The 12708-nt window shown below is 74.0% G+C and carries 11 protein-coding genes; 5 read left to right on the forward strand and 6 right to left on the reverse strand.

Annotated features, from left to right (window positions below):
* Positions 1-60 precede the first annotated feature (60 nt).
* Genes ACFUO4_RS31825 through ACFUO4_RS31835 form a run of 3 tightly spaced genes read right to left on the reverse strand, consistent with a single transcriptional unit; the run spans position 61 to position 2895 of the window.
* A complete protein-coding gene (locus ACFUO4_RS31825; protein ID WP_383491357.1) occupies positions 61-936 on the reverse strand; it encodes a universal stress protein in 876 nt (291 codons plus the stop codon).
* Between the two features lie 5 nt (positions 937-941).
* Entirely contained in the window at positions 942-1964 is a 1023-nt protein-coding gene (locus ACFUO4_RS31830; protein WP_383491358.1) for a zinc-dependent alcohol dehydrogenase, read from the reverse strand.
* Positions 1965-1989: 25 nt separating this feature from the next.
* Complete coding sequence (locus ACFUO4_RS31835; RefSeq protein WP_383491360.1) at positions 1990-2895, reverse strand: universal stress protein; 906 nt, start codon at positions 2893-2895, stop codon at positions 1990-1992.
* A 176-nt stretch (positions 2896-3071) separates the two neighbouring features.
* Between ACFUO4_RS31835 and ACFUO4_RS31840 the strand changes: the two genes are divergently transcribed.
* The gene (locus tag ACFUO4_RS31840; protein ID WP_383491362.1) at positions 3072-4784 is read left to right on the forward strand and encodes a SulP family inorganic anion transporter; all 1713 of its coding nucleotides are present in this window, start codon (positions 3072-3074) and stop codon (positions 4782-4784) included.
* Between the two features lie 7 nt (positions 4785-4791).
* On the opposite strand, the gene ACFUO4_RS31845 is transcribed toward ACFUO4_RS31840, so the two are convergent.
* Entirely contained in the window at positions 4792-5748 is a 957-nt protein-coding gene (locus tag ACFUO4_RS31845) for a carbamate kinase (RefSeq protein ID WP_383491364.1), read from the reverse strand.
* 244 nt (positions 5749-5992) lie between these two features.
* Here ACFUO4_RS31845 and ACFUO4_RS31850 point away from each other — a divergent pair, with 244 nt between their 5' ends.
* The 3 genes from ACFUO4_RS31850 (at position 5993) to ACFUO4_RS31860 (ending at position 7974) form a co-directional block, all read left to right on the forward strand.
* Positions 5993-6457, forward strand: a complete 465-nt coding sequence (locus tag ACFUO4_RS31850) for a cyclic nucleotide-binding domain-containing protein (RefSeq protein WP_383491366.1) — start codon at positions 5993-5995, stop codon at positions 6455-6457.
* A gap of 37 nt (positions 6458-6494) precedes the next feature.
* The gene (locus ACFUO4_RS31855) at positions 6495-7157 is read left to right on the forward strand and encodes a CBS domain-containing protein (RefSeq protein ID WP_383491368.1); all 663 of its coding nucleotides are present in this window, start codon (positions 6495-6497) and stop codon (positions 7155-7157) included.
* A gap of 112 nt (positions 7158-7269) precedes the next feature.
* A complete protein-coding gene (locus tag ACFUO4_RS31860; RefSeq protein ID WP_383491370.1) occupies positions 7270-7974 on the forward strand; it encodes a response regulator in 705 nt (234 codons plus the stop codon).
* Between the two features lie 12 nt (positions 7975-7986).
* Here ACFUO4_RS31860 and ACFUO4_RS31865 read toward each other — a convergent pair whose 3' ends face one another.
* Both ACFUO4_RS31865 and ACFUO4_RS31870 read right to left on the reverse strand, forming a co-directional pair.
* Positions 7987-10647 carry a cation-translocating P-type ATPase gene (locus ACFUO4_RS31865; protein ID WP_383491372.1) on the reverse strand — a complete coding sequence of 887 codons (2661 nt, stop codon included), beginning with the start codon at positions 10645-10647 and terminating at the stop codon, positions 7987-7989.
* Positions 10644-11531, reverse strand: a complete 888-nt coding sequence (locus ACFUO4_RS31870; RefSeq protein ID WP_383491374.1) for a universal stress protein — start codon at positions 11529-11531, stop codon at positions 10644-10646. Before ACFUO4_RS31870 ends, ACFUO4_RS31865 begins: the two co-directional genes overlap by 4 nt.
* Positions 11532-11800: 269 nt before the next feature.
* Between ACFUO4_RS31870 and ACFUO4_RS31875 the strand changes: the two genes are divergently transcribed.
* Positions 11801-12685 (forward strand): universal stress protein, encoded by an 885-nt coding sequence (locus ACFUO4_RS31875; RefSeq protein WP_383491376.1) that lies wholly within the window; start codon positions 11801-11803, stop codon positions 12683-12685.
* The last annotated feature ends 23 nt before the right edge of the window (positions 12686-12708 follow it).

Below are 12708 nucleotides of genomic sequence, written 5' to 3' on the forward strand. Positions count from 1 at the left end.
CCGGGTGCCCGCCGCGCGGTCCGCGGGACGGAGCCCGGGGCCGCGCGGCAAGGGTGCCGTTCACACCGGGTGCGGTACGACCGCCACCGGGCACGCCGAGTGGTGCAGCGCGGCGTGGGCGACGCGGCCGAGTTGCAGGCCCAGGTGGCCCTTGCGCCGCTTCGCGCCCACCACCAGCAGGTCGGCGCCGAACGACGTGGTCACCAGGATGCGGCGGGCGGGGCCCTCCAGCGTGCGGGGCCGTATCTCGACGTCCGGCGGGGCGTCGCGCAGGGCCTCGGCCAGGGACTTCTCGGCCTCCTCCGCGTGCAGCCGGGCGGGGGCGTCGGCCAGCAGGGGGTGGTCGGTGGTCTCGTGCGCGGGGCACCGCCAGGCCTTCACGGCGTCCAGCACGACCTCGCGCCGCCGGGCCTCCTCGTAGGCGAACCGCCGTACGGCCGCCGCCTCTTCGGGGTCCTCACCGACGCCCACGACGACGCGGCCCTGGGTGCCGTGCGAGGCCTTGGTGTCGTGGTTGCCGCGCAGCACGATGACCGGGCAGTCGGCGTGCGCGGCGACCGTCAGGCTGACCGAGCCCAGCAGCGCCTCGGCGACGCCGCTGCGGCCGCGGGTGCCCACGACCAGCACGGAGGCGTTGCGGCCCTCGTGCACGAGGCTGTACTCGGGTTCTTCGAAGACGACCTCCCCGGTCACCTTCAGTTCGGGATGCCGCGTCCGGACGCGCTGGGTGGCGCCGGCGACGACGTCCTGCGGCAGCACCTCGGCGTCGGGCTTGCCGAGGTCCCGGGCGAGGGCGGCGCCCTCGTAGCGGTCCCACCGGCAGGCGTACACCACCCGCAGCGGCACACCCCGCAGCGCGGCCTCGTCGGCCGCCCAGTCCGCGGCGCGCAGGCTCGGTTCGGAGCCGTCGACGCCTACGACGACGGGCAGTTCCATCACGTTCACCTTCCCAGGGCGAGGTCGAAGACGATGCGGGCCTTGACCTGGCCGCGCAGGACGTCCTCGATCGAGTCGTTGACGGACGACAGCGGCCGGGTCTCGCTGATGACCCTGGTGCGGCCGGCCGCGTGCAGGTCGAACACCTCGGCGAGGTCCTGCCGGGTGCCGACGATGGAGCCGATCACGCTCGTCCCGTTCAGGACGGTGTCGAAGATCGGGACCTGGATCGTGCCGTGCGCGGGCAGCGCGACCATGACGAGCTTGCCGCCGCGCCGCAGCCCGGAGTTGACGGCCGCGAAGGCGGCCTCGTTCACGGCGAGGGCGATCGCCGCGTGGGCGCCGCCGTGTGCCTTGAGGACCTCGGCGACGTCCTGTTTGCGGGCGTCGATGACGAGGTCGGCGCCGAGTTCCGCGGCGAGTTCGAGCTTGTCGTCGGTGACGTCGATCGCGGCGACGGTGGCACCGGCGATCTTCGCGTACTGCACGGCGAGATGACCGAGCCCGCCGACGCCGGAGATGGCGACCAGCTGGCTCGGGCGCACCCCCGCGACCTTGAGCGCCTTGTACGTCGTGACGCCCGCGCAGGTCAGCGGGGCGGCGTCGATCGCGCTGACACCGTCGGGCACCGGCTGCGCGAAGTCGGCCCAGGCGAGCATCTTCTCGGCGTAGCCGCCGTCGCAGCCGTACCCGGTGTTGATCTGCTGCTCGCACAGCGTCTCCCAGCCGGACAGACAGTGCTCGCACCGTCCGCAGGCCTTGCCGAGCCACGGCACCGCGACCCGCTGCCCGAGGCTCAGGTGGGTGACACCGGCGCCGAGTTCCTCGACGATGCCGACGCCCTCGTGGCCGGGCACGAACGGAGGGCTGGGCTTCACGGGCCAGTCGCCGTGCGCGGCGTGGATGTCGGTGTGGCACAGCCCGGAGGCCTCGACCCGGATGCGGACCTGGCCGGGGCCGGGTGCGGGGTCGGGGCGCTCCTCGATGACCAGGGGCTCGCCGAAGGCTCGTACGACGGCTGCCTTCATGGGGTCAACTCCTCTGTTCGTGCGGTCAGTTGTGGGCGACGACCGCGACCGGCGCGGTGGCGTGGTGCAGGACGGCGTGGGCGACGGGCCCGATGTGTGCGCCGACCGGGCTGCGCCGGATGCGGCGGCCGACGACGACCAGGCAGGCGTCGCGGGCGGCGTCCACCAGCCGGTTGCCGGGGCTGCCGGAGGCGGGTGCCTCGGCGACCTCGACGTCCGGGTACTTCTGCCGCCAGGGCTTGAGTGCCTCGGTCAGGGCCGTGGCCTGCTGCCGGGCGATCTCGTCGTGCAGGTACGGGTCGGCGGACAGGCCGTAGACGTAGTACGGCGGCAGGTTCCAGCCGTACACCGCCCGCAGGCCGGTGCCGCGCCGGGCGGCCGTCTCGAAGGCGAAGCCGATGACGGTGTCGTCGGGGCTGTGCGGGTCCAGGCCGAGGACGACGGGCTTGAAGGGGGTGGCGGCCGACGGAATGCCGGCAGGGTCCGCCTCGTGTTCGTCAGCGGCCTGTTCCCCGGCGCGGACCAGGACGACGGGCCGTTCGCAGTGGGCGATGACGGACAGGCCGACCGAGCCGACCATGAATCCGCCGATCCCGCTCAGCCCGCGCGAGCCGAGGACCAGCAGCTCGGCGTCCTCGGCGCTCTTGGTGAGGACCTCGGCGGCACTGCCGGTCAGCTGCTCCACGGTCACCTCGACACCGGGGTGCCGCAGCCGCAGCCCCTCGGCGGCCTCGCGGGGAATGCGCTCGCTCCAGTGCTGCTGGGTCTCCGCGCCGAGGAGCGGGGCCTGGGCCATGGGGTCCGGGACGGGCTCCCAGACATTGACGATCTTCAACGGCAGGCCGCGCAGCTTCGCCTCGCGGGCCGCCCATTCGGCGGCGGCCCGGCTCTCGGAGGAGCCGTCGAGACCTGCGACAACGGTGCGCACCATGGTTCTGCCTCCTGTCGGTGTCTGTGTTCAGCGTCGCGCCGGGTGACACCGGTGCAGCAGGGGCCGCAGGTCCCCGCGAGAGGCCGAACGGCCCACCTGCGGGCGAGGGTCTGAAGGTCCCTTTCCGGCAGGGCGTACTGTCGCCGAACCTGAAGGCACCCGGCGAAGGGAACCGCATGTCACACGGCTCGGGCGGACGCGCCCCGCGATGGCGCAGCCTCGCGCCCGGACTGGCCGCCCTCACGGGCTACCGCCGGGCCTGGTGGCGCGGGGACCTGCTGGCCGGGGTCACCGTGGCCGCCTATCTCGTGCCTCAGGTGATGGCGTACGCGGGCGTGGCCGGGCTGCCGCCGGTCGCCGGACTGTGGGCGATCCTGCCCGCGCTCGGCCTGTACGCGGTACTGGGTTCGTCGCGGCTGCTGTCGGTGGGCCCGGAGTCGACGACGGCGCTGATGACGGCGACCGTGGTGGCACCGCTCGCGGGCGCGGACCCGGACCGTTACGCCACGCTGGCCGCGACCCTCGCGGTGACGGTCGGCCTGCTGTGCCTGGCGGCCCGGCTGCTGCGCCTCGGTTTCGTCGCCGATCTGCTGTCCCGCCCGGTCCTCATCGGGTACTTGGCGGGCGTGGCCCTGATCATGATCGTGGACCAGCTGCCGAAGCTGACGGGCGTCGACACGTCGGGCGAGGGGTTCTTCCCGAAACTGTGGTCCTTCTTCGGTGACTCGCAGCAGCTCGACCCGGCCACCACGATCTTCTCCGCCGTCGCGCTCGCGTTCCTGTTCACCGTGGCCCGGTTGTTCCGCACCGTTCCCGGTCCGCTGCTCGCGGTGGTCCTGGGCACCGCGATCGTGGCCGTCTTCGACCTCGACGACACCCACGGCCTGAAGGTGATCGGCGAGGTCCCCTCGGGCCTGCCCTCCGTCGCGGCCCCCGACCTCACCGAGCTGCCGCGGCTGGTGCTGCCCGCCCTGGGTGTCCTGCTGGTCGCCTACACCGACTTCATCCTCACCGCCCGCGCCTTCGACCCCCGCGACGAGGCCGGCCCGGGCCTCGACGCCGACCAGGAGTTCCTGGCGCTCGGCGCGGTCAACGTCGGCTCCGGCTTTCTGCAGGGCTTCCCGGTCAGCAGCAGCGCCAGCCGCACCGCCCTCGCCTCCTCGGCGGGCGCCCGCAGCCCGGCGTACTCCCTGGTCGCAGGGGTGGCGGTGCTCGCCGTGCTGCTGTTCCTCAGCCCGCTGCTGACCCGCACCCCGTCGGCGGTGCTCGGCGCGCTGGTGGCGTACGCGGCGGTCCGCATGATGGACCTGGCGGGCTTCGCGCGCCTGGCCTCCTTCCGGCGCCGCGAACTGCTGCTGGCGCTCGGCTGCCTGGCCGGTGTGCTCACGCTGGATCTGCTGTACGGCGTGCTGGTCGCCGTCGGTCTCTCGGTCGCCGAGCTGCTCAGCCGGGTGGCCCGGCCGCACGACGCGGTGGAGGGGCTGGTGCCCGGGCTGGCCGGCATGCACGACGTGGACGACTACCCCTCGGCCCGCACCATCCCGGGGCTGCTCATCTACCGCTACGACTCCCCGCTGTTCTTCGCCAACGCCCAGGACTTCCACCGCCGGGCCCTGGCCGCCGTCGACGAACAGACCGAACCCGTCCACTGGTTCGTCCTCAACACGGAGGCGAACGTCGAAGTCGACATCACCGCCCTCGACGCGGTCGACGACCTGCGGCGCGAACTCGCCCGCCGCGGCGTCGTGTTCGCCCTGGCCCGGGTGAAGCAGGATCTGCTGGACGACCTGGAGGCGTACGGGCTCGTCGAGTCGGTGAGCCGGGAGCTGATCTTCCCGACGCTGCCGACGGCCGTGGCGGCCTACCGGACCTGGGCGGCCGCGCGCTGAACCCCGGTCAGGCTCCCGGCAGATCGGGCCGCACCAGTGTTCCCGAGCGCCCGTGCACGATCTCGTACGCCGCGTCCAGCGCCCCGATCGCGGCCAGTTGACCGGTGTTCTCCACGAACCGGGCGGCGGCCTCCGCCTTCGGCCCCATGGAGGCGGTGTCGTAGGCGGCGGCACGGAGTTCGGCGGGGGTGACGTCGAGCACCGGCCGCCGGTCGGGGGTGCCGTAGCCGGCGTAGACGTTGGGGACGTCGGTGAGGACGAGCAGGAAGTCGGCCTTCACGTCCTCGGCGAGCCGGGCGGCGGCGAGGTCCTTGTCGACGACCGCCTCCACGCCCCGCATCGCCCCGGTGGCCCAGTCGGAGACGACGGGTACGCCGCCCCCGCCCGCGCACACCACCACGCTGCCCGTCTCCAGCAGCACCCGGACCGTGTCGCACTCCAGCACCCGTTCGGGCTGCGGTGCCGGGACCACCCGCCGCCGGCCGCCCCGTGTCCTGGCCATCGCCCAGCCGTGCTTGGCCGCCAGGAAGTCGGCGACCTTGTCCGGGTAGACCGGCCCGACGGGTTCCGAGGGCCGCTCGAAAGCCGGGTCGTCGCCCCGCACCTGGGTGTGGGTGAGCAGGGCGACGACCCGCCGCCCGGGCAGCGCGTCCCGCAGGCCGCACACCAGGAGGGTGCCGATCAGGCCCTGGGTCTGCGCGCCGAGCAGGTCCACCGGGTAGGGCTCGACGAGCGACCGGTCCGCCACGCTCTCGCTGGCCAGCAGGCCGAGCTGGGGGGTGTTGCCGTGGGTGATGACGAGGTCGTGTTCATGGGCGAGGGCCGCGATGGCGGTCGCGACGCGGACGACGTTCGCCCGCTGGACGTCCGCGTCGATGGGGACCCCTCCCACGTCCTTGGGACGGTGGGGGAGGTCGCCGCGGCGGAGCAGGGCGTTGCCGCCCAGGGCGACGACGATGCGCATGGCTGGACTCCTCGATCCGGGGCCGCTGGAGCTGGTGCCCATCGAACGGCGTCCCGTACCCCGTCCGCAGGGTGCTGAAGGGCATCGACGCAGCGCCGGCCGGCCCTGCGACGGGGCCGGGTGGCCCATGGTCCGGGAGTGCGCGGACGGCCACGCTGGTGGTGGTAGCTCCGTATGCCGTCCCGGACGCCCGTGGCTCCCCGTCCCCGGGTCCGTGCGGCACACGACCCTCTGGAGGCACGCCATGAACGCACCCGCAACGACGAGCATGCCGCGGGCGCTGCCTGCCGCACACCGCGACCGCCTGATGGGGATCGGCCGTGAGGTCTCCTTCCCCGAGGGCGTCCGGCTCTTCGAGGAGGGCTCCCACGCCGACCGGTTCTGGATCGTCCGCACCGGAACGGTCGACCTGGACATCCGGGTGCCGGGCCGCCGCGCCGCGGTCATCGAGTCCCTGGGACACAACGAACTCGTCGGCTGGTCCTGGCTGTTCCCGCCGTACGTCTGGCATCTGGGCGCCGGCACCGCGTCGCCGCTGCGGGCCTACGAGTTCGACGCGGCCGCCGTGCGCCGGCTGTGCGAGGACGACCCCGAGTTCGGCCGGACCATCGCCCGGTGGGTCGGGGAGGTCGTCGCCCATCGCCTGCAGGCGGCCCGCACCCGGCTGCTCGACCTGTACGCCCCTTACGGCAGCGGCGGACTGCGCTGACCTGCGTCCCGCACCGATCTCGTACCGAGGAGTCATTGTGTCCGGAGCACCGCACATCGTCAGTGACGTCATGACGCGCGACGTGGCCTGCGTGGACCGCGATGCCGCCTTCAAGGACATCGTGCGGACCATGCAGGACCGCAAGGTCAGCGCGCTGCCCGTGGTGGACGGCGGCGGCCGGATCGTCGGGGTGGTCTCCGAGGCCGATCTGCTGCCGAAGGAGGAGTTCCGCGACAGCGACCCCGACCGGTACACCCAGCTGCGCCGGCTGGCCGACCTGGCGAAGGCCGGCTCGGTGACGGCCGGCGAGCTGATGACCTCCCCCGCCCTGACCGTCACGCCCGGCGTGACGCTGGCGCAGGCGGCGCGGACGATGGCACGGGCCAGGGTCAAGCGGCTGCCCGTCGTCGACGCCGAGGGCCGGCCGACCGGGATCGTCAGCCGGGCCGATCTGCTCAAGGTGTTCCTGCGCAGCGACGAGGACATCGCGGAGGAGGTGCGGCGGGAGGTCGTCGCGTATCTGTTCCCGACCCAGGCGGACGCGGTGCGCGTCGAGGTCCGCGACGGTGTCGTGCGGCTGGGCGGCCGGGTCCGTGACACGTCCCTGGTCCCGGTGGCGGCGCGGCTGGCCCGGGCGGTGGAGGGGGTCGTGGACATCGAGTTCCGGCTCGACCACGGCGAGCAAGCGGATCTTCACTGATCCTGCGCGCGACTGGGGCCGGTCGGCCCTGGCGCAGTCGGGCCCGGCGGGTGACGATCGGTGTCACGGGACACCCCGCAGTCCGTCACTCACCGGGAAATCAGGGGTCGACATGACCGAGACACGCACCTTTTCGGCACAGGACCCGATCCGTGTCTTCCTGCTCGACGACCACGAGGTCGTCCGGCGCGGCGTGGCGGACATGCTGGACGCCGAGCCGGACATCTCCGTCGTCGGTGACGCCGCGAACGCCGAGCACGCGCTGGTCCGCGCCCCGGCCGTACGCCCGCACGTGGCCGTTCTCGACGTCCGGCTGCCGGACGGCGACGGCGTCACCGTCTGCCGTGAGCTGCGCAGCCGGATGCCGGAGCTGGCGGTGCTGATGCTGACGTCGTTCGACGACGAGGAAGCCCTGCTCGACGCGATCATGGCCGGCGCGTCCGGCTATGTCCTCAAGCAGATCAAGGGCTCGGACCTGGTGTCCGCCGTGCGCACGGTCGCCACCGGCCAGTCGATGCTCGATCCCGCGACCACGGCCCGCCTGATGCGTTCACTGCGCACCGAGCCCGTCGCGGTCCCGGAGGAGGCACCCGAACTGGCGGGCCTGTCCCTGCGCGAGCGGGAGATCCTCGCGCTGATCGGCGACGGTCTGACCAACCGGGAGATCGGCAAGCGGCTGTACCTGTCGGAGAAGACCGTCAAGAACCACATCTCCCGGCTGCTGGCCAAGCTCGGTGTGCAGCGGCGGGTACAGGCGGCGGTCCTCGCCACGCATCTGGGGCATCCGGAGGCGGCGGAGGACCACTGGGCCCGCTGACCGGCCGTTCTCTCAGGCGCGCCCCACCAGCCGCCGGGCCGCCCGCGCGGCCAGCTCCACCGGCACCACGGTCGCCGCCGTCGTCAGGCACAGCGCCCACTGCCCCGCGTCCAGCGGAACCGTGCCGAACACCGTGCGCGCCCACGCCACGTGGACGGCGACCACCTGTATCGCGAGCATGCCGGCCAGGCACAGCCACAGGGTGCGGTTGCGCAGCTGGTGGCGGCCCAGCAGGGGGCCGTCGTCCGCGCGAGCGCACAGCGAGTTGAAGAGCTGGAACAGCACGAACGTGGTGAAGGCCATGGTCAGCGCCGTGTCCGTGCCGACCCGGTCGCGGGCCAGGGCGAGCAGCCCCACCGTGCCGAGGGCCATGACGGCACCGGCCCGGGTGATGGCGGTGAGTCGACGGGCGTCCAGGATGCGTTCGGCCGGGTCGCGGGGCGGGTGCCGCATCACGTCGTCGCGGGCCGGGTCGACGGCCAGGGCCATCGCGGGCGGCCCGTCCATGATGATGTTGATCCACAGCAGCTGGGCCGCGGTCAGCGGGGCGGGCAGGCCCGCCAGCGAGGCGCCGAGCAGGGTCAGGATGGCGCCGATGTTGGTGGCGAGCTGGAAGCGGACGAACTTGACGATGTTGTCGTAGATGGCCCGTCCCTCGCGGACGGCCCGCACGATGGTGGAGAAGTCGTCGTCGGTGAGGACCACGTCGGCGGCCTCCTTGGCCACGTCGGTGCCCGCGCGCCCCATCGCGACGCCGATGTGCGCGGCCCGCAGCGCGGCCGCGTCGTTGACGCCGTCGCCGGTCATGGCCACGATGTGCCCGCGGCTCGACAGGGCCCGCACGATCACGACCTTGTGCTCCGGGGCGACCCGGGCGAAGACGCCGATGCCGTCGATGCGGGCGGCGAGCTCCTCCTGCGTCATCCGGTCCAGTTCGGCGCCGGTCACGACCTCCCCGGTGATGTCCAGTTCGCGGGCGATCGCGGCCGCGGTGTCGGCGTGATCGCCGGTGACCATCTTCACGGCGACGCCCGCCGAGCGGCACAGCGCCATTGCGTCCCGGGCCTGGGGGCGCGGCGGGTCGGCGATCCCGGCGACCGACACCAGGGTCAGCGGCGGCAGTACCGTCGTTTCCGGCGGGCCGTCGGTGACCGCGGTGGCCGCGCCGAGCACCCGCAGGCCCGAGCCGCCGAGCTCGGCGGTGACGGCCAGGACCTCGGCCCGCCGGCCGGCGTCCAGCGGGCGCACGCCGTCCCCGGTGAGGATCTCGGTGCACCGCTCCAGCAGGACGTCCACGGCGCCCTTGACGTGGACACGGGTGCGGCCGTCGGGGGCGGTGTGGAAGGTGGCCATGAACTTCGTGGCCGCGTCGAAGGGCAGTTCACCGGTGCGCGGCAGCTCGGCCCGCAGTCCGTCCGCGTCCATGCCCGCCTTCGCGGCGAGGACGACGAGCGCGGCCTCCGTGGGGTCGCCGACGTAGCCGTCGCCGGTGAGGCGGGCGTCGTTGCAGAGGGCGAACGGCAGGACCGCGTCGAGCAGCCGGCCGCCGCGGCCCTCGGCACCGTGGACGGTGCCCTGGGTGCCGTATCCCTCGCCGGTGACCTCGTGCAGCCGCCCGGCCGTCCACAGGGCCCGTACGGTCATCTCGTTGAGGGTCAGCGTGCCGGTCTTGTCGCTGCACACGACCGTCGCCGAGCCGAGCGACTCCACGGACGCGAGGCGTTTGACGATGGCCCCGCGGCGGGCCATCCGGTGGACGCCGAGGGCGAGGGTGAGCGCCAGCACGGCGGGCAGGCCCTCGGGGATCGCGGCGACGGCCAGGGCCACGGCCCGCAGCGCGATGTCGGCGAGCGACTCGCCCTCGACCAGGGCGACGAGCGCGTAGAGGGCGACGGCGATGCCGCTGAGCAGCGCCAAACGGCGTCCCAGGCTGTTCAGTTGCACCTGGAGCGGGCTCGCCGGTTCGGGCCCGGTGCGCAACGCCTCGGCGATCGCGCCGAGTTGGGTGCGCATGCCGGTGGCCGTGACGATCATCTCGGCGCGGCCCCGGGTGACGGCCGTGTTCATGAAGAGCATGCCGGTGCGCTCCGCGAGGGGCACCGGCCCGGTCACGGCGGTGCTCTTGGCGACCGGCTGGGACTCGCCCGTCAGGGCCGCCTCGGCGACCTCGACCGACTCGGCGACGGTCAGCCGTCCGTCGGCCGGTACCCGGTCGCCCGCCTCCAGCAGGACCACGTCACCGGGGACGAGGGTGTGCGCCTCGACGATCCGTTCCGCACCGTCGCGGCGGACCCGCGCGGTGGGCACGAGCATGCGGCGCAGCGCCTCAAGGCTGCGCTCGGCGCGCCGTTCCTGGAGGTAGCCCAGGACGGCGTTGATCTGCAGGACGACGGTGATGACGAGGGCGTCCTTGATGTCCCCGATGGCTCCGGCGACGACGGCGGCGATGAGCAGGATGCCGATGAGCCAGTTGCGGAACTGGTCGAGGAACTTCAGCCATTCGGGCCGCCGGGCCGGTTCGGCCAGCCGGTTCGGCCCGAAGACGGCCGCGCGTTCGGCTGCCTCCGGCGTGCTCAGGCCCCTCGCCGTGTCCACGCCCAGGCGGGCGGCCGCTTCCACGGCGTCCAGTCGGTGGACCTCGGGAAGGGCCGGGACGGTCGAGGGGGCGCTCACGGCCGCTCCTCCGCCCCTCGGACGACGGCGACCGGGCAGTCGGCGTGGTGGAGCAGGGCCTGGCTGACCGAGCCGAGGAGCAGCCCGGCGAAGCCGCCGCGGCCCCGCGCACCGAGCACGACGAGCCCCGCCTCCGCACTCGCCTCGATGAGGCTGTGCCGGACCCGGCCGCGCACCAGCCTGGGGTGGACGGCGACGTCGGGGTACTTCTCCCGCAGCCCGCCCAGGGCCTCGGCGAGCACCCGCTGCTCCTCGTCGCGGAGCCGGTCCTCGTCGTACGTCACGAAGGGCGGGTCGCCGCAGCCGTCGTAGGCGCGTTCGGTGTGCGTGTTCCACACGTGCAGGGCGATCATGTCGACGCCGTGCAGGGCGGCCTGCGCGAAGGCGAACTCGACGGCGCCGCGGGACGCGGGGGAACCGTCGACGGCGAGGAGGACCGGCGCGGCCGGCTCGGGCCGGCCGCGCACCACCAGCACGGGGCAGGCGGCGTGCGCGGCGAGATGCCCCGCGGTGGAGCCGAGGAGCAGGCTGCCCAAACGGCTGTGGCCCCGGCTGCCGACGACGGCCAGCGACGCCGTGCGGGACTCGCTCTCCAGGACCATCACCGGTTCGCCGACGACGACTTCGCGCCGCACGTCGATCCCGGGCGCGGCCTTGCGGGCCCGGCGCTCGGCCTCGGTGAGCGTGCCGTCGACCAGCGCGCGCACGCCGGCGGGAGCCGGGTCCCAGGGCGCCACGGCGGGCGGCACATGGGCCGAGGGCCAGCCGAAGGCATGCACCAGCCGGAGCCCCACGCCGCGCAGCGCGGCCTCGCGTGCCGCGACCGCGACGGCCGCCAGGCCGGACGGTGAACCGTCCACGCCGACCACGACAGGACCGTTCATCGTGCTCCCTCCTCCGTGCTCTGCGCAGTCTCCGGCGCGGGCAGCACCGCACGGCCGGGCATCCGGCCGTGACCGCCGGGCGGTCCTCGCCTCGTGTCCGGCTTCCAGGCTGGTCCCGCGGCCCGCACCGGGCACAGGGCCGTCCGGGCCTCCGGAGCGCCCCATCCGGCCCTCGCCCGCCCGGTGCCGTGCTCGGACGCTGAGAGGAGGGGGAGCACGCGCGCGGCAGCGTCGGCACGGGGCGCCGCGCCGACAACCGGAGGTGTGTCATGACCGGACCTGTCGTCGTAGGGCTGGACGGATCGCCCGCGAGCGTGACCGCCGCGTGGTGGGCCGCCCGCGAGGCCGTGGACCGGCGCCTCCCGCTGCTGCTGCTCCACTCCTGGACCACCCAGCCGCTGAACGTGCCCGTCGCGCAGGAGGCGTTGAGCAAGCAGCGCTACGGCGGTCTGGTGCTGCAGCGCATGGAGGCGGAGCTGCTGCATCGCCACCCCGGACTCACCGTCACCACGGAGCTGGTGTCCGAGCCGGCGGCCCAGGCCCTGCTGGACGTCGGAGAGACGGCGTCCTTGCTGGTGCTGGGCTCCCGCGGCCACGGCTCGGTGGCCAGTTTCCTGCTCGGCTCGATCAGCCTGCACGTCCTGGGGCTGGCCCGGTGCCCCACCGTGGTCGTCCGCGCCGGTGACCCCGCCGTCCCCGAGGGATGGCGGCCACCGGTGGACGTCCGGGGCGACATCGTCGTCGGGGTGCAGCACAACGGACCGACCATCGCTCCCCTGCTGGAGTTCGCCCTCACCACCGCCCAGCTCCACGGAGCACGCGTGCTCGCGGCACGGGCACTGCCGATGTCCTCGCTGATGACGCATCCGCACGCGCTGACCGAACCGGGCGACGAGGCCTGGCAGGCGGCGGAGCACGGCCGGCTCGCCGCCGAACTCGCCCCGTGGCGGGAGAAGTTCCCGGACGTGACGCTTGAGCAGCGGGTCGCCCGGGGTGCCCCGGCCCAGGTGCTGCTCGCCGCCTCCGCCCGCAGCCGGTTGACGGTGGTGGGCCGACGTCGGCACCCGTCCCGCCTGCCGTGGAAGCTCGGGCCCGTCGCCCACGCGGCCCTGCACCACATGCCGTGCCCGGTCGCCGTGGTGCCGCACGACTGAGCTCCGATGGACTCGGGGAGGAC

The organism is Streptomyces sp. NPDC057280, assembly GCF_042668605.1.
Classification (GTDB): domain Bacteria; phylum Actinomycetota; class Actinomycetes; order Streptomycetales; family Streptomycetaceae; genus Streptomyces.